The sequence below is a fragment of the Polaromonas sp. genome (assembly GCF_029945895.1).
GTDB lineage: Bacteria > Pseudomonadota > Gammaproteobacteria > Burkholderiales > Burkholderiaceae_C > Polaromonas.
Genome location: NZ_JAQSDL010000030.1, coordinates 30,674 through 51,455, shown reverse-complemented (window position 1 = coordinate 51,455; position 20,782 = coordinate 30,674). Strand labels below are relative to the sequence as shown.

Sequence of the window (20,782 nt, the reverse complement as noted above, 5' to 3'; positions counted from 1 at the left end):
AAGGATAAATCATGGTCGTCATCCGACTCTCGCGCGGCGGTTCTAAGCACCGTCCATTTTTCAATATTGTTGTGGCTGACAAACGCGTCCGCCGCGATGGCCGCTTCATCGAACGCATCGGTTTTTACAACCCGATTGCCAAAGGTGGCGAAGAAGGCCTGCGCATCGAGCAGGACCGCCTGACCCACTGGCTCGGCGTGGGCGCCCAAGCGTCCCCCACCGTGCTGCGCCTGGTCAAGCAGGGCGCTGCTGCAGCTCCCAAGGCTGCCTGATAAAAATGACAATTTCCCGCTGGGCCGCCCCAAGGGAAATTAGCCCTCTCGGGGGGCAGCGCCTTCTACGCAGTGAAAAGCGTGGGGGCTGAGAGTATGCCCGGCCTTGAGCCGTCTGTCCTGCCAGACGATGCGGTTGAAGTCGGGCGCATTCTTGACGCCTGGGGCGTCAAGGGCTGGGTGAAAATCCTGGCTCACAGCGCCTCTTCCGAGGCGCTTTTTTCTTCCGGCCGCTGGTTTTTGCAGCCGCCGGACACCCAACACCGGCCCGGTTTTGACGCTTTCTCCGGCACCGTGGTGCTGACGGTCAGCGAGTCCAAAACCCATTCCGGCTCCGTGGTGGCCAAGTTCGAGGGTATCGACGACCGCACGCCGGCCGAGACCCTGCGCGGCGCGCGCATTTTTGTGCCGCGCAGCAGTTTCCCCAAGGCGGGCAAGGACGAGTATTACTGGGTCGACCTGCTGGACCTGAACGTAGTCAACCGCGAAGGTGTGGCCCTGGGCAAGGTACGCGACCTGATGGCCACCGGCCCGCACTCGGTGCTGTGTGTCGATTACACCGACGGCGAGCAGACCCTGGAACGCATGATTCCCTTTGTGGCCGCCTATGTGGACGCCGTCGATCTGCCGGGCAAGACCATCTCCGTTGACTGGCAGCCTGACTATTAAAGCCCCCACGGTCGCTCACTGCGTGTAGCTCCCTGCCCCCCGAGGGTCGCTGCGCCTGCGGCCCGGCGAAGCCGGTTCCGCGGCCCCGGCTGGTCTAGAACTTCCCTGGCAGCGTCGACAGGCGGTTCGTGACGCAAAATACAAGCCATGCGTTTTGACGTCATCACCCTTTTCCCCGAGCTGTTTGCGCCGTTTCTGACCAGCGGTGTGACGCGCCGTGCCTACGAATCCGGCCTGGTCGAGGTGAAGTTGTGGAACCCGCGCGATTTTGCCGAAGGCAACTACCGCCGGGTGGACGACCGCTCCTTCGGAGGCGGCCCCGGCATGGTGATGCTGGCCGAGCCGCTGGCGCGCTGCCTTGAAAAAATCCGCGAGGAGCGCGCAGAGCCTGCCGGCGAGCAGGCGCCGGTGGTCCTGTTTTCGCCGATTGGGCGCGCGCTGGACCACACCGGCGTGCAGGTCTGGTCGGCCGGCACCGGGGCGGTGCTGGTCTGCGGCCGTTACGAGGGTCTGGACCAGCGTTTTATCGACACCTATGTGGACCAGCAGATCAGCCTGGGTGACTTTGTGCTGTCCGGCGGTGAAATTCCCGCGCTGGCCTTGCTGGATGCGGTGGCACGCCTGCAGCCGGGCGTGCTTCATGACGAGGGCAGCCACCAGTTCGACAGTTTCAACCCGGCGCTCGACGGCCTGCTCGACTGCCCGCATTACACCCGGCCCGAGACCTGGCGCGGCCAGACGACCCCCGAGATGCTGTTGTCGGGCAACCACGGCCACATCGAACGCTGGCGCCGCGACCAGCGTCTGGCCCTGACCCGGCAGCACCGGCCCGAACTGCTGGACGCCGCCCGGGAAGCCGGCCGGCTGGATGCCCCGGACGAGGCGTTTCTGCACAGCCTGGCGACAAAATCGTCCCCCCACCCATAAATTGTTATAATCGTGGGCTTTTCGGTCCTCTGGCGGCCACTGCAACCATCTTGACCCTCCCTGAGGTGTCCATGGATTTGCGGTCTTTAGCGTAGCGCGTGTATGAACGAAAAAGTTAGATGGAATACATCATGAATCTGATCCAGACCCTAGAGCAGGAAGAAATTGCCCGCCTGAACAAGACCATCCCCGTGTACGCCCCCGGCGACACCGTGATTGTCAGCGTCAACGTGGTTGAAGGCACCCGCAAGCGTATGCAGGCTTTTGAAGGCGTCGTGATTGCCAAGCGCAACCGCGGCCTGAACTCCAGCTTCATCGTGCGCAAGATCTCCAACGGTGAAGGCGTCGAGCGGACCTTCCAGGTCTACAGCCCGCTGATCGCCAAGATCGAAGTCAAGCGCCGTGGTGACGTGCGTCGTGCCAAGCTGTACTACCTGCGCAGCCGCAGCGGCAAGTCGGCACGTATCAAGGAAAAGCTGGGTGCCAAAGCTGCATAAAAACAGCCGGCCCGCAGAAAAGCCGCTCTACGGAGCGGCTTTTTTTATGCCCTGTTAATCTTGCGTCCTCATGACGACGCACCGCTTCACCACGCCTTTGCCCACCTTTGATCCCCGCAGCATCCCGGTGATCGGGGTGGACGCGCACCTGTCAGGCGTGCCGGCGCAGGAACTCACGCCGCAGGCCCTGCGCCAGCGTTTTCGGCACCCGCCGGTCTGGACGCCCGAGCACAGCGTCGAGAAACGATTTTCCAACCGCGAGCCGGCACTGGCGGCCGTGCTGCTGCCGCTTGTCATGCGTGATGAGCTGACGCTGTTGCTGACGGAGCGGGCGGGCAACATGTCCACCCATTCCGGCCAGATTGCGCTGCCCGGCGGCAAGACAGACGACGCCGACCACGACGCAGTGGACACGGCCCTGCGCGAGGCGCATGAAGAAATCGGTCTGACCCGCGAGCATGTGGAGGTGCTCGGCATCCTGCCCACCTATGTCACTGGCACGGCCTTCATCATCACGCCGGTCGTCGCACTGGTGCGCCCCGGTTTTGCGCTGCAACCCAGTCCATCCGAGGTAGCCGACATTTTTGAAGTGCCGCTGCGTTACCTGATGGACCCGGCCAACCATCAGCGCCACGAGTTTGAATTCGAGGGGGTGCTGCGCCAGTGGCTCTCCATGCCTTACACAGGGGGCGCAGACAGCAGCGACAGCAAAGAGCGCTACATCTGGGGCGCGACGGCCGGCATGCTGCGCAACCTCTACCGCTTTCTGAGCGCGTAGACAAGCCAACCCCGTCCAGGCTCACTGCGTGTAGTCTGTTCCCCTCTCACGGGGGCGGCGCCTGCGGGCCGGCAAGGCCGGACCCGCGGCCCCAGCTGAACGAGAGTGCCACGCCCAGGAAAATGAGCTTGAGAAGATATCCAGACCCGCAGGCGCAGCGGCCCCCAGGGGCAGGGAGCGACACGCAGTGCGCGACCGTGGGGCAGTTATGATTTGGTAGCAGGGCACTCCCAGAAATTCAGAAATTCAGAAATTCAGAAATTCAGAAATTCAGAATTTCGGGATGAAGTGCTAGGCGCACGGAGCACAGCAACCGGAATGCACTTGGGTGCATGAGGATTGCGCGCAACGCGCAACGACGCAATTCGCCCGAAAAATGGATTTATAGAAGTGCCATGAGTTTTTTTGCTGTTTTGTTTGCACTCATCATCGAACAGGCGAGGCCGCTGGCGCGCGGCAATCTGATCCACGCCAGTTTGCGCCGCTGGGCGCGCTGGGCCAGCCGCAGCCTGGACGCGGGCAAGCCGCAACATGGCTGGGTCGCCTGGGCCACGGCGGTGGTGGGTCCGGCCTTGCTGACCCTGGCCGTGCACTGGCTGCTCTGGAGCGTGAACGGCGTGCTGGCTTTTGCCTGGAGCGTGGCCGTGCTCTACGTGACGCTCGGCTTTCGCCAGTTCAGCCACTATTTCACCGACATACGTGATGCGCTGGACGACGGGGACGAAGCAACCGCGCGCGAACTGCTGGCGCAGTGGCGTCAGGTCGATGCCAGCGAACTGCCGCGCAGCGAGATCGTGCGGCATGTGATTGAGTATTCGGTGCTGGCCGCGCATCGCCATGTCTTTGGCGTGCTGGCCTGGTTCTCGGTGCTGGCTGCGCTGGGCCTGGGGCCGGCCGGTGCCGTGTTGTACCGCATGGCCGAGTTTGTATCGCGCTACTGGGCTTACAAGTCGAAATCGACCGGCGAAGGCGCGAGCCCGGCGCTGCAGCAGGCCGCTGCGCAAGCCTGGGGTGTGGTCGACTACGTGCCGGCGCGCCTGACCTCGCTCGGGTTCGCGGTTGTGGGCAGTTTCGAGGACGCGATCGATGGCTGGCGCAACTACATGCAACGTTCGCCCGCAGGCCAGGAAAACCGCAACGATGGCGTGATCCTGGCCGCCACCTCGGGCGCGGTCAACGTGCGCCTGGGCGGCGAAGCGTTGAAAGCTGCGTTTTCTCCCGACGCATCCCAGGGCTTCCAGGCTGACGGCATTGATGCAGGCGGTCCGCAGGCCACCGAGAGTACGCCTGGGCGTGAGCCGGAGGTGGGGCACCTGCGCAGCATCGTGGGCCTGGTCTGGCGCTCCGTGGTGCTCTGGATGATGCTGCTGGCGCTGCTGACGCTGGCGCGCCTGCTGGGCTGAACGCTGCACCAGGGGTTCTCCGTGACTTCCGAGACTTCCTTCTGGAGCCCGACCCTGCGAGGGCTGACTCCTTACACACCCGGCGAGCAACCTGTCATCGACGGCCTGGTCAAGCTCAACACCAACGAAAATCCGTATCCACCATCGCCTCGGGTTGTTGCGGCCATCATCGCCGCCGCGCAGGAGGGACTGCAGCTCTACCCCGATCCGCAGGCTGCCGGGCTCAGGCAGGCGATTGCTGACCACCATGGCATCGCCTCCAGCCAGGTATTTGCCGGCAACGGCTCGGACGAGGTGCTGGCACATGCGTTCTTCGCTTTTTTCCGGCAAGCCCGCCCGGTGCTCATGCCGGACATCAGCTACAGCTTCTACAAGGTGTACTGCGGCCTGTACGGTATTGAATGCACCCTGGTCCCGCTGGATGCGGCCATGCGCGTCCAGACGGCGCATTACCGGTCTTCCTGCGGTGGCGTGGTGGTCGCCAATCCCAACGCGCCAACCGGCACAGGTTTGCCGCTCGCCGATATTGAGCAGTTGCTGCAACATCAAAGCCAGTGTGTGGTGCTGGTCGATGAAGCCTATGTGGATTTCGGCGGCGAAAGCGCCATCGGACTGATCGCCCGCTACCCGAATCTGCTGGTGGTGCAGACCCTGTCCAAATCGCGTTCGCTGGCCGGCCTCCGGGTGGGGTTTGCCGCCGGCCAGCGCCACCTGATCGAGGCGCTGGAAACCGTGCGGGACAGCTTCAATTCCTACCCGCTGGACCGCCTGGCACTGGCGGGTGCGGTGGCAGCGTACCAGGACCACGCCTGGTTTGAGACCACGCGTGCAGCCGTTATTGCGAGCCGCGAAGACCTGACGCGGGATCTGCAGGCGCTGGGTTTCGATGTGCTGCCGTCACAGGCCAACTTCCTGATGGTTAGCCATCCCCGGCATGATGCCGCCGTGCTTGCGGCGGGCCTGCGCGAGCGGCGCGTGCTTGTGCGTCATTTCAGGCTGCCGCGTATCGAGCAATACCTGCGCATCAGTGTGGGGACACCCGCGCAGTGTGCGGCGCTGGTGGATGCGTGCCGCGCGCTGGTCGGCCCTGAACCAGCTCAGTAGCGCGGGGGTTGCGACAGCTCGGCGAAAAGTTCGCTATACAAACGATAGCGACTTGCGCTTATGCCACTTGGGCCAGAGGCCGATTTGACCTCTGAAATCACGCCGCAGCCGGGTTCATGCAGGTGCGTGCAGTTGTAGAACTTGCAGTCCTGCGCATGGACCTTGAGGTCGGGCATGTAGTTGGCCAGCTGCATCGGCTCGATGTGGTGCAGGCCAAACTCCTGAAAGCCGGGTGAATCGATCAGCGCGCTGGTTCTGGCGTCGTCGAGCCAGTACAGCGTGGTGCTGGTGGTCGTGTGTTTCCCGGAATTGAGCGCCTGCGATATTTCCGCGGTCAGCACCTGCGCGCCCGGAATCAGCAGGTTGGTCAGGCTGCTTTTGCCGGCACCGGAGGGGCCCAGCACCAGCGTTTTTTTGCCGCGCAGCAGCTCGCGCAGCTGGTCAGTTTGCGCGTCATTGGCAACGGGTGTGTCGGTTTTTGGCTTGACCGCCAGCGGCAGCACCTGGTAACCCATGGCGCGGTAGGGCGCCAGTTTGGTCCAGGCGCGGGCAAAGGGTTCGGCCAGGTCGCTTTTGTTCAGCGCGATGATGGGGGTGATGCGCTCGGCTTCGGCCGCGATCAGCGCGCGGGTCAGCTGGCTCTCCGAAAACTCGGGCTCGGCCGCGATCAGGATCAGCACCTGGTCGAGGTTGGCCGCAAACGACTTGGTGCGCATGTCGTCCTGGCGGTAAAACAGGTTGCTGCGTTTTTCCACCTTCTCGATCGTGCCTTCGTCCTGTGAGGGTAGCCACAACACGCGGTCGCCGACGACGGCCTGGCTTTTCTTGCCGCGCGGATGGCAGATCAGGCGCTGGCCGTCGGGCGTTTCCACCAGGCAATGCCGGCCGAAGCCGGCCACCACCAGACCGGGCAGGGTCCCCGCTGAAGAAACAGTGGTCAAGCCAGCAGCGCGTCAACCCTGGACGCGCAGAAAAAGTCGCTGACCGAAATGCCGTTCACGTCGTGCGTGTTGAAGCGCACCGTGCATTTGCCGTAGCTCAACGCGAGGTCCGGGTGATGGTCCTCGGCATTGGCGATGAAGGCCACAGCGTTGGCAAACCCCATGGTCTCGTGAAAGTTCTTGAAGCTGAAGGTCTTCTCCAGCGAACCGTCCATCAGGCGCCAGCCCTGCGGCTGCTCGCCGTTGAGCTGGCTCAGCTGGGTGACGATCTCGGTGGCACTCAACGCGCGGCGGTTCTGGTGGATGGGGTTGCTCATGCGGGTGTTCCGGTGGGTGCACCCATGCGGGACAGCCGCTCCGAGGCCGGCGGGTGCGAATAGTAAAACTTCACATACACCGGGTCGGGCGTCAGCGTGCTGGCGTTGTCCTGGTAGAGCTTGAGCAGGGCGCTTTGAAGATCCCGGCCGTCGGTCTGGGTGATGGCGTAGGCGTCGGCTTCAAATTCATGTTTGCGCGAGAGCTGGGCAAACAGCGGCGAGATGAAAAAACTGAAGAGCGGCACCACCAGCAAAAACAGCAGCAGGGCCAGCGCGTCGTTGCTGCCTGTCATGTTCGGCCGCACGCCAAGACCCGTGTAAAACCAGGCCTGGGTGGACAACCAGCCCAGCAGCGCGAAACCGGCCAGGCTCATGGCAAACATGGCGGCAATGCGTTTGATGATGTGTTTGTGCTTGAAGTGACCGAGCTCGTGGGCCAGCACCGCGTCCACTTCGGCGGGGCTCAGCTGCTTGAGCAGAGTGTCAAAAAACACCACGCGTTTGGAGGCGCCAAAACCGGTGAAGTAGGCGTTGGCATGGGCCGAACGCTTGCTACCGTCCATCACGAACAAACCCTTGGCGGCAAAGCCGCAGCGCTGCATCAGGGCCGTGACGCGCGCCTTCAGGCTTTCATCTTCCAGCGGCTGGAACTTGTTGAACAGCGGCGCGATGACCGTGGGGTAGAGCACGAGCACCAGCAGGTTGAAACCCATCCACACGCCCCAGGCCCAGAGCCACCACCAGACACCGGTGCTGCCCATGATCCAGAGGATCAGCGCCACGATCGGCAGGCCGATCACGAGACCGACCAGCAGGGACTTGACGAGGTCGCCCAACCACAGCTTGAACGACATCTTGTTGAAGCCGAAGCGCTCCTCGATGCGGAAGGTGCTGTAGAGCGTGAAAGGCAGGTCCAACAGGCCGCTGATCAGCCCAAAGGCAGCGAGCAGTGCCAGTTGAGGCACCAGGCTGCCGTAAGCGGCGAGGCCCGAGTTCACCAGCGCCTGATTGAGCAGGTCTATGCCGCCGAGCAGGGTCCAGCCGACCAGCACAGCTGTGCCAAAAGCCAGTTCGAGCAAGCCAAAGCGCGCCTTGGTGATCGTGTAATCGGCGGCTTTCTGGTGCGAGGCCAGCGAAATCGTGCTGGCGAAGGCAGCGGGCACCTGATTGCGGTGCCGGGCCACGTGGCGGATCTGGCGCGAGGCGAGGTAGAACTTCGTGAGCAGAACCAGCACCAGTGCGGCCGAGAACAGCAGGGTGAAGGCGAATGAATAGTCAGGCATGAGGGCAAGTTTAGGCGATCAGCGAGAATCGCAAGATGGCTGAAAACGAAACCCTGCTGAAAAAATCCGATCTGAACCTGGTCTGGATCGACTGCGAAATGACCGGTCTCGACCCTGAAAAGGAACGGCTGATCGAAATTGCCGTGGTCGTCACCGGCCCGCAACTGACGCCCCGCATCGAGGGCCCGGTGCTGGTGATCAAGCAGTCCGACGAACTGCTGGCGCAAATGGACAACTGGAACAAGGGCACACACGGCCGCAGCGGCCTGATCGACAAGGTCAAGGCCAGCACCGTGACGGAAGCCGATGCTGAAAAGCAGCTGCTGGCCTTTCTGGCGCAGTACCTGCCCAAGGGCACCTCGCCGATGTGCGGCAACACCATCAGCCAGGACCGGCGCTTCCTGGTCAAGTACATGCCCAAACTCGAGGCGTTTTTTCATTACCGCAATGTCGATGTCAGCACCTTCAAGGAACTGGCCAAACGCTGGCGGCCCGAGGTGTTCAGCGCGTTCAAGAAGCAGCAAAGCCACACAGCCTTGGCCGATGTGCATGAATCGATCGACGAGTTGGAGCATTACCGGACCCACTTTCTGAAGTGAGTCCCGCCTCCGGCCCTTGCTGGATGGTCGTTGGCAGCTATTAAAAAGAGAGTGACGAGCCTATGTCCACGGCCGGCAGCGGCGGGTTTGAAGGTCTTTCTGCGACGGGGGACTGGTGTAAACCCGTAAACCATGCCATAATCAACGGCTTGACGGATGCACGGGGTGCACCGCATTTGTACATCTACCTCACACTTTTGAGGCTCTACCAACAGAGCCATCGCTTCAGGCACCGGTTTTTCCGGAAGTCGCCCGAACCGAAATATTCGTTTGATGGTTGATGTTTTATTAACCATGAACGAAGCCCTGCTGCTACGCGGCGGGTGGTAGTTTCTTGTTCGCCCGCCCACACCACAAGCGTGGCAGCGCGGACAAGTGTTTAGTGAGAAAAAACATGACTGACTCTTTTGAGGCTCGCGGCGACTTTCTGGCCGAAGCAAACACCGATACCGATATCAATGTAATTGCGGACTTTTCCGATGCGCCTGTCGCAGCGCAAACCTCGCTGGACGCCGTCGTGGCTGAGCCCAACGGCTTCGTCAAGCTGGGCCTGGCCAAGGAACTGCTGCAAGCCGTGGCCGACATGGGCTTCACCCAGCCGACCGCCGTGCAGATGGCCACCATCCCCAAAGCCATGCAGGCGCTGGATGCTGACGTCAAGGCCGACCCCAAGGCCAAATTCACCGATCTGCTGGTGTCCAGCCAGACCGGCAGCGGCAAGACCGCCGCTTTCCTGCTGCCCGTGCTGCACACCCTGCTCAAGCAGCAGGAAGAGGCCGAGCGCAACGAACGCGCCGAGTTTGAACGCCTGAGCGCCGAGGCCGTCGCCCGCGGCGAAGCTCCGCTGAAAAAACCCAAGCGCAAGGACCCGACCAATGCGCGCAATTTCAAGGCCGCCACCCCCGGCGCCCTGATCCTGTGCCCGACCCGCGAGCTGGCCCAGCAGGTCTGCGCCGACGCGATCGACCTGGTTCGCCATTGCCGCGGCCTGCGCATTGCCAACGTGGTTGGCGGCATTCCTTACCAGCTGCAAATTGCCAAGCTGCAGAACGCCGACCTCGTGGTGGCCACCCCGGGCCGTCTGCTGGACCTGCAGCGCAGCATGCAGATCAAGCTGGATCAGGTGCAGTTTCTCGTGGTTGACGAAGCCGACCGCATGCTGGACCTCGGCTTTGCCGACGACCTGACCGAAGTCAACCAGCTCACCATCGAGCGCAAGCAGACCATGATGTTCAGCGCCACTTTTGCGCCGCGCATCATGCAGCTGGCCACGCGTGTGATGCGCCAGCCGCAGCGTGTCGAGATTGACTCGCCGCACGAAAAACATGCGTCCATCACGCAGTCGTTGCTGTGGGCCGACAACATGACCCACAAGCGCAAGCTGCTCGACCACTGGCTGCGCGACACCACCATCAACCAGGCCATCGTGTTTGCCTGCACGCAGGTCGAGTGTGACGGCCTGGCCAACGACCTGGTGCAAGAGGGCTTCAGCGCCGTGGCACTGCATGGCGCCCTGGGCCAGGGCCTGCGCAACCGCCGCCTGATGGCCTTCCGTGACGGCCGCGTGCAGATCCTGGTCGCGACCGACGTCGCTGCCCGTGGTCTGGACGTTCCGACCATCACCCACGTGATCAACTATGGCCTGCCGATGAAAGCCGAAGACTATGTGCACCGCATTGGCCGCACTGGCCGTGCCGGCCGCGAAGGCCAGGCCATCACGATTGCCGAGTTCCGCGATCGCCGCAAGATCCAGGACATCGAGCACTACACCCAGCAGAACCTCAAGCCCAGCGTGATCGCCGGTCTGGAGCCACAGCAGCGTTTTGCGCCGACCTCGGATCGCCCGCGCGGCAATTTCGGTGGTGACCGCAATGACCGCGGTCCCCGCAGCTTCGGCGGCGGCGGTGGCGGCCGTTTCGGCAACGACCGTGCCCCTTCGGGTGGCTTCGGTGGCGGCGCTGGCGGCGGCTACGCCGGCAAGAAGCCTGCCTTTGGTGCCGATCGCGGTGGTTTCGGTGGCAACCGTGATGACCGTGGTGGTGACCGCGGTGGTTTCTCCAACAACCGCAATGACCGTGCGCCTTTCCAGGCACCGGCGGGTGGTGGTGCCTTCAACGACCGTGACAACCGCGGCCCGCGTCGTGACGACCGCGGCTTCGGCAACAACAACAACGGCGGTTTTGCCCAGCGCGACGAGCGTGGCGGCGAGCGCAGCTTCGGCGGTCGTGCGGAAGGTTTTGCATCGGCCCCCCGCGGTGATTTTTCTGATCGCAAACCGGCGTTTGCCAAACCCGCCGGCAAGGTGTTTGTTCCACGTGACGCCCACAAGCGTCCGGCACGCCCTGCACGCTGATTTTTGCGCTGACAACAAAAAAGGCCCGCTCTGCGGGCCTTTTTTCATGGGCGCTCAGGATGTTGCTGCTTTTCAGCTCATGCCGTTGCGGCTGGCCAGCTCCACAAACAGGCCCGAGTGGTCCAGCTCGCCGAGGCCGTGTTGGATACCTTCGGCGTAAAGCTGCTCGAACAGCGTGGTCACCGGCGCCTCGAAGCCGATTTCCTCCGCGGTGGCCAGCGCGTTGCGCATGTCCTTGAGCTGGATGGCCAGCCGGGCACGCGAGGTGAAGTCGCGCTCGACCATGCGCTGGCCGTGGACCTGCAGGATGCGGCTGTCAGCAAAACCGCCGGTGATGGCTTCCCTGACCTTGGCCATGTCGGCGCCGCCCTTGGTGGCAAACAGCAGAGCCTCGGCCACGGCGCCAATCGTGATGCCGACAATCATCTGGTTGGCCAGCTTGGTCAGCTGGCCCGCACCATGGGAGCCCACATGGGTGGCGCGCCCGAACAGCTGGAGCACCGGCAGGGCACGCTCAAAATCCGCCGCCTTGCCGCCCACCATGATCACCAGCGTGCCGCTTTCGGCGCCGCCCGTGCCGCCGGAGACCGGCGCATCGAGGTGGGCGACACCGAGCGCGCCAAGGCGTGCGGCATGGTCGCGTGCCTCGCGCGGCTTGATCGAGGCCATGTCGATGAACAGGGCGCCCGGCTTCATCGCTGCAGCGACGCCCTGCGCGAACAGGACGTCCTCGACCACGGCGCCGTTTTCCAGCATGCCGAGCACGATGTCGGCGCCTGCTACCGCCGCGCTGGCCTGTGCATGAACGGTCGCGCCCAGTGCCGTCAGTGAAGCGGCCTTGGCCGGCGTGCGGTTCCACACCTGCAGGGCATGGCCCGCTTCACACAGACGCCTGGCCATGGGCAGGCCCATGCTGCCGGTGCCCAGAAAGGCGATGCGGGGGATGACTGTCTTGCTGCTGGTGCTCATGAAATGTTCCGGGCTGTGGGGTGGCCACCATCATGCGGCACACGCGAGGAAAAAGGCTGTCAGGCAGCTTTCTTCATGGCCGGCGAGAACATGGTTTCCATCTCGTTGCGCACCTTGTACGCCGGGGTGGAAGTGTCCATGGCCACGTCGGCCCAGCTCAGGCTCTGGCCTTTTTTCACGGCGCGCACGACCTTGACGTTGTGCGCCAGGCCCAGCGGCAGGCCGCCCATCTTCACCGAGGTGTCGGCCGGCAGCAGCTTGCCCCAGACCGTGTAGCCGCCTTCGCCGTCGAGCATGTCGCCGGGTTTCAGATCGCGTTTGGCCGTGGCCACCACATCGGCATTCCAGCAGGTGGCGACGCCGGTGGGTTCGCCGCGCAGTGCGACGCTGGCTACCGACACGCCGACCTCGAGTCCGATCAGGTGCCAGCGCTTGTACAGCGTGAAATAACGCCCACTGGGGTCGGTGTGCGCGTTGTATTCCTCGAAGCAGTTCTTGATGTAGTCGGTTTCTGCCTCGACGGTGACCCAGACGCCCATGCGGATGTCGTAGGGAATCTTGCGGCCATTGGCTTCCAGCGAGGAGATCACTTCGACCATGCCCTTGCGCTCGAGCACGCCGCCCTCGGAAACCGGACGGGTGACGAAGGGAATGTCTTCCACGCTGGCCGGCGGGTAAAGCAGTCCGTTGGAGGGAACGGTCAGGCCGGTGGCATTGGCCACGGCGGTTGATTCGATCGAGGGCTTGGAGCCGTCGAGGAAGCTGTTGAACATCTTGGGGTTCAGCCCGCCACGTGTGGCCTGCTCGGGCGTGAGGCCGTAGTTGCCCCAGACGGTTTCCGGTGTCGATTCGGAAAAATGCGGCAGCCATTTGTGGCCGCGGCCTGCCGCCACCACCGGGAAGCCGCAGGTGCGCGCCCAGTCCACCAGGTCGCAGATCAGCGCCGGCTGGTCGCCGAAAGCCAGCGAATACACAACGCCGGCTTGCGCCGCCTTGCGCGCCAGCAGCGGGCCGCAGAAGGCGTCGGCTTCCACCGTGACGTTGACCACATGTTTGCCGTGCGCAAACGCCTGCAGGCAGTGTTCGACCGCGGCGACCGGGTTGCCGGTGCACTCGACGATGATGTCGATCTGCGGATGGGTGACCACCGCGTTCCAGTCGTCGGTGATCCAGGTTGCTCCTGTTTTGATAGCTTCCTGCGCAGAGGGCGCCTGGGTCAGGGCCGGATTCCATCCCACCCGCGCGAGGTTGGTGCGGGCGGCATCAGGTGACAGGTCGGCAATCGCCACCAGGTGCACACCGGGCGTTTTCGGGATCTGCGCGAGGTACATGGAACCGAACTTGCCGGCGCCTATCAGGCCGATACGGATGGGTTGCTTGTCGGCGGCGCGTTGCTGGAGTTTTGTATATAAATTCATGAAGGCGTTCCTGTCATTGCGGGTTTGACCCGCAATCCATGGTGGAGGAGTGAAAGTGGTTGACGAACCTGGGTGCCCCCGGATCAAAGTCCGGGGCAGGCTCCTCAAGTCCGGTATGACATGCAAAGAGGTTCAGGCGACCTTGCGCTCTGGCACGATTTCTTCCATCGACGTCTGTAGCGCGGTAGCCGGAACGCCGTCTTTCCACGGCAGGTCCACCGGGTAGTCCTTCAGCAGGCAATCGTCCGGCAGGCATTCGATGGGCGTGAAGTCGCGGTGCGCGATGTATTCGGGCCGTTTGTGGCGGCGGATGTGGTTGCTGACCGCGCACAGGCTCAGGTAGACGCTGACGCGGTTGAAGGGCGACAGGTTGCTGCCCGAGGCATGCACCAGGCAGGAGTGGAACAGGATCATGGAACCGGCCGGGCCTTTGGGACTGACAATGCCGCCCTGCTTGCCACCGGCACGCTGCACCAGCTGGCGGATCAAATCGTTGTCCACCGTCCACAGCGGGTAGCTGGTGGTGGTCAGGTCGTGTTTGGCATCGACCACGCCCTTCTTGTGGCTACCGGGGATGAACATCAGCGGTCCGTTGTGTTCGGTGACGTCGTCGAGAAAAATCGCCACGTTCATTGCGCGTTCGGTGGGCATCATGTCGTCGTTGAGCCAGGTGCCGTAGTCCTGGTGCCACTGCCAGACGTCGCCTTCAAAGGCCATCTTGCCGTTGATCTTGAACTGGTGCATGTAGAGTTTTTCACCGAGCAGGTCCTCCACCGGTCCGATCATGCGCGGATGCCGGCCGAGTTTTGCAAACGGCTCGCTGTACATGTGCGCGGCGAAGTTGGTGCGCACCGCGTCCTTGCCTTTTTCGCGCACGTTGTAGTCCTCGCGCCGGCTGTAGAGCTCGGGCACGGCGTCGTTGAGCGTCTGTGTTTCCTCCGGCGTGAACAGGCCGGGAAAAAACAGGTAGCCGTCGCGGTCGAATTGGGCGAGTTGTTCAGCAGTCAGGTTCATGGGTGTCTCCTTGGGATGGTTGGCAGGCGGTGTTCTCAGGCGGGCAGGGCGGTGGACGGAGCCGTCGGGTGCAGGGCGCTGGACAACAGGCCCGAGAGGTTGTGGCTGGCGTCTTCGCCGTGCTGGCGGATCAGGTTTTCCGCGGTGGCCTCATCGCCGGCGCTGATGGCCTGGGCGATGGCCTCGTGTTCGTCCCAGATCGATTCGCGCATGGTGGACACCTGCAGCACCGCGCCCATGGCGCGGCGGATGTGGTGCCAGTGAAGTTGCGCGCTCTGGGCGATCAGGGGATTGCCGGAGGCGGCATAAATCGCGCCGTGAAATTCGGCATCGGCGGCCATCATGGCCTTGACGTCATGGCCGCGTGCGGCGGCGCGCCCCTGGCTGATCAGCGCCGGGGCGGTCTGGAAACGGGCGCGCGCGGCCAGCCGGGCGGCCAGTGCATCGAGCGCGCTGCGCACCTGGTACACCTGCATGAGCCAGCCCACGTCCAGGGGCGCGACCAGCACGCCGCGGCCGGGGGCATCGAGCACAAAGCCGTCTTTTTTCAGCAGCCGCAAGGCCTGCAGCACCGGCTGGCGCGATACCGCCAGCTGCTCGGCAATGTCCTCCTGCGTGATGCGGGCGCCCGGCGCCAGCGAGCCCTCGCTGATCGCGTCGAGCAGGCTTCGGTAGACCTGATCCACCAGGTCGGGACTGGATTCGATTTTGATGAGTTGGGGTGTCATGGTGTTAACTCTGTATACAGAATACGATGAGTGACGATCAAGCTGAAGCGGGTTTACCCGAGGGCCTGCCGGGTGCTTCTGACTGTGCCAAGATGACGGGCGAGAACAAGTTCTTTACGCCGATTTTTCAGGAGCCCCCATGACCCGACCCGATCCCGCCTGGCTGGACCGCATGTACAACAACCGCGCCCTGGTGCCTGAACACGCGGCGCACTTCAACCGCTGGGCCCAGACGTCCGCGCAGGCGCGCAGCAGCCAGCCCTGTACGCTGGACCTCGCTTACGGCACAAGCCCCGGCGAGAAACTCGATGTGTTTCCTTCGGCCCGGGCCACGCCGGGCGGCGCACCGGTGCTGGTGTTTGTACACGGCGGCTACTGGCGCTCGCTCGACAAGTCCGAGCATTCGTTTGTGGCGCCGGCGTTCACGGCGGCGGGCGCCTGCGTGGTGGTTCCCAACTACGACCTGTGCCCGGCGGTGACGATTCCCGAGATCACGCTGCAAATGGTCAGGGCGCTGACCTGGACTTACCGCCATGTTGCCGAGTTCGGGGGCGATCCGCAGCGCATCACGGTGATCGGGCATTCGGCGGGCGGCCACCTCGCGGCCATGCTGCTGGCCTGCCTGTGGGAGCAGCATGCGGCCGACCTGCCGGCCGATCTGGTGAAAAACGCGTTGTCGATTTCCGGCCTGTACGAGCTTGAGTCCGTCATGCACACGCCCTTTCTGAAAGACGCGCTGCGGCTGACGCCCGCGCAGGTCGCGCAAGCCAGTCCGGCCTGGCTGCCGGCGCCCAGACAGGGCGTGCTCTATACCGTGGCCGGCGCCGACGAAAGTGAAGAATTCCTGCGCCACAACGCGCTGATCGAGCAGGCCTGGGGGCCGCGCGCGGTGCCGGTGCGCGAAGCCCTGCTGGGCCTGAACCATTTCAGCATCGTCGAGGCCCTGGTGCAGCCCGGCCACCGGCTGCACCAGCTGGCGTTGCAGCTGCTGGCGGCCACGGCCGCCTGACACCTCACATCAGCAGGTGTTCGCCGGCGTTGTCGCCGCCCAGGATCACGTAGTTGACCTTGCGGATGTCCATCAGTTTTTTCCCGCCCGAATAACTGATGGCGCTCTGCACGTCTTCCTCCATCTCGCGCAGCGTGTCGGCCAAAGAGCCCTTGACCGGCTCGAGGATACGTTTGCCCTCGACGTGTTTGTACTCGCCCTTGTTGAAGTCCGAGGCGCTGCCGTAATACTCCTTGAAGAGCCGGCCGTCGACCTCCACCGTTTTGCCCGGGCTTTCTTCCAGCCCCGCCAGCATGGAGCCGATCATGACCATGGTGGCGCCGAAACGGATGGACTTGGCGATGTCCCCGTGTTCGCGGATGCCGCCGTCGGCAATGATGGGTTTGGTTGCTACACGTGCGCACCACTTGAGCGCCGACAGTTGCCACCCGCCGGTGCCAAAGCCGGTTTTCATCTTGGTGATGCAGACCTTGCCCGGGCCGATGCCGACCTTGGTGGCGTCCGCACCCCAGTTCTCCAGGTCAATCACCGCTTCGGGCGTGGCCACGTTGCCGGCGATCACGAACGACGCGGGCAGTTTTTCCTTCAGACAAGCCACCATGCGCTGCACCGTGTCGGCGTGGCCATGGGCAATGTCGATGGTGATGTAGTCGGGTGCCAGGCCTTCGGCGACCAGCTGGTCCACCGTGTCGTAGTCGGCCTGCTTGACGCCCAGCGAGATCGATGCATACAGGCCCCGGGCGGCCATGCTTCTGACAAACGCGAGGTTGTCCAGGTCGAAGCGGTGCATCACGTAGAAATAGCCGTTTTGCGCCATCCACACGCTGATCGATTCGTCGATCACCGTCTTCATGTTGGCCGGCACCACCGGGATGCGAAAGCGCCGCTTGCCCAGCGTGACGCCGGCGTCGCATTCGGAGCGGCTTTCCACGCGGCATTTGCGCGGCAGCAGCAGGATATTGTCGTAGTCGAAGATTTCCATGGATTCCAAGCCTTTAAAAACTGTTGGGAACAGAAGGCACTTGGATTGGACCGGCTTGCCCGCAAGGTCTGCGGAAACAAAAAACCGGGCGCAATTGCTTGGGCCCGGTGATTGATTCTAGGCGCTTGTGCGGGGGGCGAGGAGATGCGGCGCCGTATAGCCCCTATATGCTCCAACGGATGGCGAGCGTCAGGGTGAGGTTGAGGGCGCTATTTCCCGACGCAGCGCGATTGCGCTGCCGTGACGATGCGCCCCCTGGCGTCCTGCACCCAGCCGATGACCCGCAGCCGCCCGGTGTTGGTGCCGGCCGGCACGTCCATGGAGCGCGTCTCGGTGAACTGGATTTGCTCCTGCTTTGATAGCTGCCCGCGCCCATCCCACGAGACTTGAACGAGGTTTCGTACCAAATTGCGCGACACCGGCGACCCCTCGGTGCCGACGGGAAGGGCTTCCACCAGTGCCAGCCAGGCGGACCAGGGTTGGCCGGCGTCCCTGTCAGCCATGCCCTTGAACGCAATGGACGCGCCGATATAGCCGGAGACCGGCAGGCCGTGCGCCACACGCAGCGTGCCCTTTTGACCTTGTACCGGGGTGTTGAGGTTCAGGCTGGCCGCTGGCGGCGCCTTGCCCAGCACCTCCAGCCGGTTGAGCGCATCCCGCGTGGCCACGGCAGACAGCGGGGCGTCTTCGCCCCGGCTGCCAGGCAGCACCCAGTCCAGCGCCACCGCACCGCGGCGGGCAGGCGCGGCGGCCGGGTCGGTCCAGCAGGTGGCGCAGTCGGCATTGATGAAACGCTCTACCAGCGCCACAGGGCGTTTCTGGCCATCGCTGGCGCAGGAAGACTGGGCAAGGGCCGGCTGAGCCAGGCTGACGGCCAGCACAAGGGGAATCAAAGCGGGTAATCGGGCGGATACGGAATCTGGCATCTGAGGCTTTCTACAATGGGGAGATGTTCTCAGAAGTCGTCCCAAGCTCCCCACTCTTACAGAATCTTAATCCGGAGCAACTTGCAGCGGTCACGCTGCCCAACACCCACGCGCTGATTCTGGCCGGCGCGGGCTCCGGCAAAACCCGGGTACTGACCACCCGCATCGCCTGGCTGCTGCAGACCGGCCAGGTGTCGCCCGGCGGCATTCTGGCCGTGACCTTCACCAACAAGGCGGCCAAGGAGATGCTGACGCGCCTCTCAAGCATGCTGCCGGTCAATGTGCGCGGCATGTGGATAGGCACCTTCCACGGCCTGTGCAACCGTTTCCTGCGCGCGCACTACAAGCTGGCGAATCTGCCGTCGACCTTCCAGATCCTGGACACGCAGGACCAGCTGTCGGCGATCAAGCGCCTGTGCAAGCAGTTCAACATTGACGACGAACGCTTTCCGCCCAAGCAGCTGATGTGGTTCATCGCCGGCTGCAAGGAAGACGGCCAGCGTGCCAAAGATGTCGTGGTGCGCGACGAGGAGACGCGCAAGAAGGCCGAGATCTACGCGCTCTACGAAGAACAGTGTCAGCGCGAGGGGGTGGTTGATTTCGGCGAACTGATGCTGCGCAGCTACGAACTGCTGCGTGACAACGCGCCGGTACGCGAGCACTACCAGAGGCGCTTTCGCCACATCCTGATCGACGAGTTCCAGGACACCAACAAGCTGCAATACGCCTGGATCAAGATGCTGGCCGGGCAGGGCGACGACGCTGCCGCCGGTGCCATGCCGGGCGGCTCGGTGGTGGCGGTCGGCGACGACGACCAGAGCATCTACGCCTTCCGCGGCGCACGTGTCGGCAACATGGCCGACTTCGTGCGCGAGTTCCATGTACAGCACCAGATCAAGCTGGAGCGCAATTACCGCAGCTTCGGCAACATCCTGGATTCGGCCAACGAGCTGATCAGCCACAACAGCAAGCGTCTCGGGAAAAACCTGCGCACCGAGGCCGGCCCGGGCGAGCCGGTGCGCGTTTTCGAAGCCACGTCCGACTTTGCCGAAGCCCAGTGGTTTGTCGACGAGGTGCGTGAGCTGGTGCGGGGCGGCATGGCACGCAAGGAAATTGCACTGCTCTACCGCAGCAACGCACAAAGCCGGGTCATGGAAACCGCACTGTTCAACAACGGCATCCCCTACCGCGTCTACGGCGGCCTGCGGTTTTTCGAGCGCGCCGAGATCAAACACGCGCTGGCCTATTTGCGCCTGATCGAGAACCCGAACGACGACACCAGCTTCATGCGGGTGGTCAACTTCCCGCCGCGCGGCATCGGTGCGCGCAGCATCGAGCAGCTGCAGGACATCGCACGCAGCTCGGGCTGTTCGCTGCACGACGCGGTGAGCGCCGTCCCAGGCAAGGCCGGCGCCAACCTCGGCGCTTTTGTCGCCAGGCTCGATGTGCTGCGCGAGCAGACGCCGGGTCTGAGCCTGCGCGAGATCATCGAGCTGGTGCTGCAGCACAGTGGGCTGGAGGAACACTACAAGCTTGAGAAGGAAGGCCAGGACCGTCTCGAGAATCTGGGCGAGCTGGTCAACGCCGCCGAGTCCTTCGTCAGCATGGAGGGTTTCGGGCGCGATGCGGTGGCCTTGCCGGTCGATGAACTGGGCGCGCCGCTGACGCAGTCGCCGGCCAGCCAGGGGCTGGACCCGTCCGCGCCTTTGGGCGACGAGCCGTTGCCGGAACTGCTGGCGCCCAACCAGGAAACCGGCGAGACGCTGTCGCCGCTGGCCGCGTTCCTGACACACGCCGCGCTCGAATCCGGCGACAACCAGGCGCAGGCCGGCCAGGATGCGGTGCAGCTCATGACGGTGCATTCCTCCAAGGGGCTGGAGTTCGACTGCGTGTTCATTTCCGGCCTGGAAGACGGCATCTTCCCGCATGAAAACTCCCTGAGCGACGCTGGCGGCATTGAGGAAGAACGCCGCCTGATGTATGTGGCCATCACACGCGCGCGCCAGCGCCTGTACCTGAGTCACTCACAGACACGCATGTTGCACGGCCAGACCCGCTACAACCTGAAAAGCCGCTTTTTCGACGAGTTGCCGGAGGCGGCCCTTAAATGGATCACGCCGAAAAACCAGGGCTTTTCATCGGCCTACGGCGGCGGCAGCGGCGCCTGGGGTGCTACGAATTCAGGAGCTGGCGGCGCCCGTGGGGATTGGGCCAAGGCCGCTTTTGCTTCAAAAAATCTGGGTGGGGACCGGTTTCCCAACCCGGCGGTGCCGGTGCAGCGCGATGCGCCGGCACACGGGCTGAAAAACGGCATGAACGTGTTTCACAACAAATTCGGCGAGGGCCGGGTCATGATGCTCGAAGGCAGCGGCGACGACGCCCGGGCGCAGATCAACTTCACGCGGCATGGTGTGAAGTGGCTGGCCCTGAGCGTGGCCAAGCTGACCCCGGTGGAGTAAATGACCCCCACGGTCGCTCACTGCGTGTAGCTTCCTGCCCCCCGAGGGGCCGCTGCGCCTGCGGACTGGCGGAGCCAGATCCGCGGCCCCGGCTTGGTTGAAGAGTCACTCCGGTCGGCCGGTTCAGCGGCTCC

20 protein-coding genes are annotated in these 20,782 nt (G+C 63.7%); 11 read left to right on the top strand and 9 right to left on the bottom strand.

Annotation, left to right across the window (positions count from 1 at the left end):
* Window positions 1-11 precede the first annotated feature (11 nt).
* The 7 genes from rpsP to hisC all read left to right on the top strand — a co-directional run bounded on the left by rpsP (window position 12) and on the right by hisC (window position 5,650).
* Entirely contained in the window at window positions 12-272 is a 261-nt protein-coding gene (rpsP, locus tag PSV33_RS03760) for a 30S ribosomal protein S16 (protein ID WP_096668573.1), read from the top strand.
* Between the two features lie 96 nt (window positions 273-368).
* Window positions 369-941 carry a ribosome maturation factor RimM gene (gene rimM / locus PSV33_RS03755; protein WP_300558847.1) on the top strand — a complete coding sequence of 191 codons (573 nt, stop codon included), beginning with the start codon at window positions 369-371 and terminating at the stop codon, window positions 939-941.
* Window positions 942-1,088: 147 nt separating this feature from the next.
* Complete coding sequence (trmD, locus tag PSV33_RS03750) at window positions 1,089-1,868, top strand: tRNA (guanosine(37)-N1)-methyltransferase TrmD (protein ID WP_300558845.1); 780 nt, start codon at window positions 1,089-1,091, stop codon at window positions 1,866-1,868.
* 131 nt (window positions 1,869-1,999) lie between these two features.
* Complete coding sequence (gene rplS / locus PSV33_RS03745; protein WP_096668567.1) at window positions 2,000-2,365, top strand: 50S ribosomal protein L19; 366 nt, start codon at window positions 2,000-2,002, stop codon at window positions 2,363-2,365.
* 70 nt (window positions 2,366-2,435) lie between these two features.
* On the top strand, window positions 2,436-3,143 hold the full coding sequence (locus PSV33_RS03740; protein ID WP_300558843.1) for a CoA pyrophosphatase: 708 nt from the start codon (window positions 2,436-2,438) through the stop codon (window positions 3,141-3,143).
* A gap of 395 nt (window positions 3,144-3,538) precedes the next feature.
* On the top strand, window positions 3,539-4,546 hold the full coding sequence (locus tag PSV33_RS03735; RefSeq protein ID WP_300558841.1) for a CobD/CbiB family protein: 1,008 nt from the start codon (window positions 3,539-3,541) through the stop codon (window positions 4,544-4,546).
* Between the two features lie 21 nt (window positions 4,547-4,567).
* Entirely contained in the window at window positions 4,568-5,650 is a 1,083-nt protein-coding gene (gene hisC / locus PSV33_RS03730; RefSeq protein ID WP_300558839.1) for a histidinol-phosphate transaminase, read from the top strand.
* Here the strand turns inward: hisC and rsgA are convergent.
* The 3 genes from rsgA to PSV33_RS03715 are packed head-to-tail and all read right to left on the bottom strand — an operon-like array spanning window position 5,644 to window position 8,191.
* Window positions 5,644-6,591, bottom strand: a complete 948-nt coding sequence (gene rsgA, locus PSV33_RS03725) for a ribosome small subunit-dependent GTPase A (protein WP_300558838.1) — start codon at window positions 6,589-6,591, stop codon at window positions 5,644-5,646. The two genes, hisC and rsgA, sit on opposite strands and share 7 nt — an antisense overlap.
* Window positions 6,588-6,908: a 4a-hydroxytetrahydrobiopterin dehydratase gene (locus PSV33_RS03720; RefSeq protein WP_300558836.1), complete on the bottom strand. Its 321-nt coding sequence runs from the start codon at window positions 6,906-6,908 to the stop codon at window positions 6,588-6,590. The genes rsgA and PSV33_RS03720 overlap by 4 nt, the downstream gene beginning before the upstream one ends.
* Window positions 6,905-8,191 (bottom strand): M48 family metallopeptidase, encoded by a 1,287-nt coding sequence (locus PSV33_RS03715; RefSeq protein WP_300558834.1) that lies wholly within the window; start codon window positions 8,189-8,191, stop codon window positions 6,905-6,907. The genes PSV33_RS03720 and PSV33_RS03715 overlap by 4 nt, the downstream gene beginning before the upstream one ends.
* A gap of 35 nt (window positions 8,192-8,226) precedes the next feature.
* Between PSV33_RS03715 and orn the strand changes: the two genes are divergently transcribed.
* Both orn and PSV33_RS03705 read left to right on the top strand, forming a co-directional pair.
* A complete protein-coding gene (gene orn, locus PSV33_RS03710; protein ID WP_300513001.1) occupies window positions 8,227-8,790 on the top strand; it encodes an oligoribonuclease in 564 nt (187 codons plus the stop codon).
* A gap of 394 nt (window positions 8,791-9,184) precedes the next feature.
* Complete coding sequence (locus PSV33_RS03705) at window positions 9,185-11,143, top strand: DEAD/DEAH box helicase (RefSeq protein ID WP_300558832.1); 1,959 nt, start codon at window positions 9,185-9,187, stop codon at window positions 11,141-11,143.
* Window positions 11,144-11,215: 72 nt separating this feature from the next.
* Here PSV33_RS03705 and PSV33_RS03700 read toward each other — a convergent pair whose 3' ends face one another.
* The 4 genes from PSV33_RS03700 to PSV33_RS03685 form a co-directional block, all read right to left on the bottom strand.
* Window positions 11,216-12,112, bottom strand: coding sequence for an NAD(P)-dependent oxidoreductase (locus tag PSV33_RS03700; RefSeq protein WP_300558830.1), 897 nt, complete (start codon window positions 12,110-12,112; stop codon window positions 11,216-11,218).
* 59 nt (window positions 12,113-12,171) lie between these two features.
* Window positions 12,172-13,530 carry a Gfo/Idh/MocA family oxidoreductase gene (locus PSV33_RS03695; protein ID WP_300558829.1) on the bottom strand — a complete coding sequence of 453 codons (1,359 nt, stop codon included), beginning with the start codon at window positions 13,528-13,530 and terminating at the stop codon, window positions 12,172-12,174.
* Between the two features lie 132 nt (window positions 13,531-13,662).
* Window positions 13,663-14,544, bottom strand: coding sequence for a phytanoyl-CoA dioxygenase family protein (locus tag PSV33_RS03690; protein WP_300558828.1), 882 nt, complete (start codon window positions 14,542-14,544; stop codon window positions 13,663-13,665).
* A 35-nt stretch (window positions 14,545-14,579) separates the two neighbouring features.
* Window positions 14,580-15,272, bottom strand: coding sequence for a GntR family transcriptional regulator (locus tag PSV33_RS03685; RefSeq protein WP_300558819.1), 693 nt, complete (start codon window positions 15,270-15,272; stop codon window positions 14,580-14,582).
* Window positions 15,273-15,411: 139 nt separating this feature from the next.
* Between PSV33_RS03685 and PSV33_RS03680 the strand changes: the two genes are divergently transcribed.
* Complete coding sequence (locus PSV33_RS03680; protein ID WP_300558818.1) at window positions 15,412-16,281, top strand: alpha/beta hydrolase; 870 nt, start codon at window positions 15,412-15,414, stop codon at window positions 16,279-16,281.
* Window positions 16,282-16,285: 4 nt separating this feature from the next.
* Here PSV33_RS03680 and PSV33_RS03675 read toward each other — a convergent pair whose 3' ends face one another.
* On the bottom strand, window positions 16,286-17,263 hold the full coding sequence (locus PSV33_RS03675) for a GMP reductase (RefSeq protein ID WP_300558817.1): 978 nt from the start codon (window positions 17,261-17,263) through the stop codon (window positions 16,286-16,288).
* A 209-nt stretch (window positions 17,264-17,472) separates the two neighbouring features.
* Complete coding sequence (locus PSV33_RS03670; RefSeq protein WP_300558816.1) at window positions 17,473-18,189, bottom strand: hypothetical protein; 717 nt, start codon at window positions 18,187-18,189, stop codon at window positions 17,473-17,475.
* 23 nt (window positions 18,190-18,212) lie between these two features.
* On the opposite strand from PSV33_RS03670, the gene PSV33_RS03665 reads away from it, so the two are divergent.
* Entirely contained in the window at window positions 18,213-20,648 is a 2,436-nt protein-coding gene (locus PSV33_RS03665; protein WP_300558815.1) for a UvrD-helicase domain-containing protein, read from the top strand.
* Window positions 20,649-20,782: the final 134 nt, after the last annotated feature.

Bases quoted from the DNA above. Each gene is read 5' to 3' on its own strand.
- PSV33_RS03735 (WP_300558841.1), top strand. From the start codon at position 3,539: ATGAGTTTTTTTGCTGTTTTGTTTGCACTCATCATCGAACAGGCGAGG.
- PSV33_RS03670 (WP_300558816.1), bottom strand. From the start codon at position 18,189: ATGCCAGATTCCGTATCCGCCCGATTACCCGCTTTGATTCCCCTTGTG.
- PSV33_RS03665 (WP_300558815.1), top strand. From the start codon at position 18,213: ATGTTCTCAGAAGTCGTCCCAAGCTCCCCACTCTTACAGAATCTTAAT.
- PSV33_RS03690 (WP_300558828.1), bottom strand. From the start codon at position 14,544: ATGAACCTGACTGCTGAACAACTCGCCCAATTCGACCGCGACGGCTAC.
- PSV33_RS03715 (WP_300558834.1), bottom strand. From the start codon at position 8,191: ATGCCTGACTATTCATTCGCCTTCACCCTGCTGTTCTCGGCCGCACTG.
- PSV33_RS03740 (WP_300558843.1), top strand. From the start codon at position 2,436: ATGACGACGCACCGCTTCACCACGCCTTTGCCCACCTTTGATCCCCGC.
- PSV33_RS03675 (WP_300558817.1), bottom strand. From the start codon at position 17,263: ATGGAAATCTTCGACTACGACAATATCCTGCTGCTGCCGCGCAAATGC.
- PSV33_RS03705 (WP_300558832.1), top strand. From the start codon at position 9,185: ATGACTGACTCTTTTGAGGCTCGCGGCGACTTTCTGGCCGAAGCAAAC.
- PSV33_RS03685 (WP_300558819.1), bottom strand. From the start codon at position 15,272: ATGACACCCCAACTCATCAAAATCGAATCCAGTCCCGACCTGGTGGAT.
- orn (WP_300513001.1), top strand. From the start codon at position 8,227: ATGGCTGAAAACGAAACCCTGCTGAAAAAATCCGATCTGAACCTGGTC.
- rimM (WP_300558847.1), top strand. From the start codon at position 369: ATGCCCGGCCTTGAGCCGTCTGTCCTGCCAGACGATGCGGTTGAAGTC.
- PSV33_RS03695 (WP_300558829.1), bottom strand. From the start codon at position 13,530: ATGAATTTATATACAAAACTCCAGCAACGCGCCGCCGACAAGCAACCC.
- rplS (WP_096668567.1), top strand. From the start codon at position 2,000: ATGAATCTGATCCAGACCCTAGAGCAGGAAGAAATTGCCCGCCTGAAC.
- rpsP (WP_096668573.1), top strand. From the start codon at position 12: ATGGTCGTCATCCGACTCTCGCGCGGCGGTTCTAAGCACCGTCCATTT.
- PSV33_RS03720 (WP_300558836.1), bottom strand. From the start codon at position 6,908: ATGAGCAACCCCATCCACCAGAACCGCCGCGCGTTGAGTGCCACCGAG.
- PSV33_RS03700 (WP_300558830.1), bottom strand. From the start codon at position 12,112: ATGAGCACCAGCAGCAAGACAGTCATCCCCCGCATCGCCTTTCTGGGC.
- trmD (WP_300558845.1), top strand. From the start codon at position 1,089: ATGCGTTTTGACGTCATCACCCTTTTCCCCGAGCTGTTTGCGCCGTTT.
- PSV33_RS03680 (WP_300558818.1), top strand. From the start codon at position 15,412: ATGACCCGACCCGATCCCGCCTGGCTGGACCGCATGTACAACAACCGC.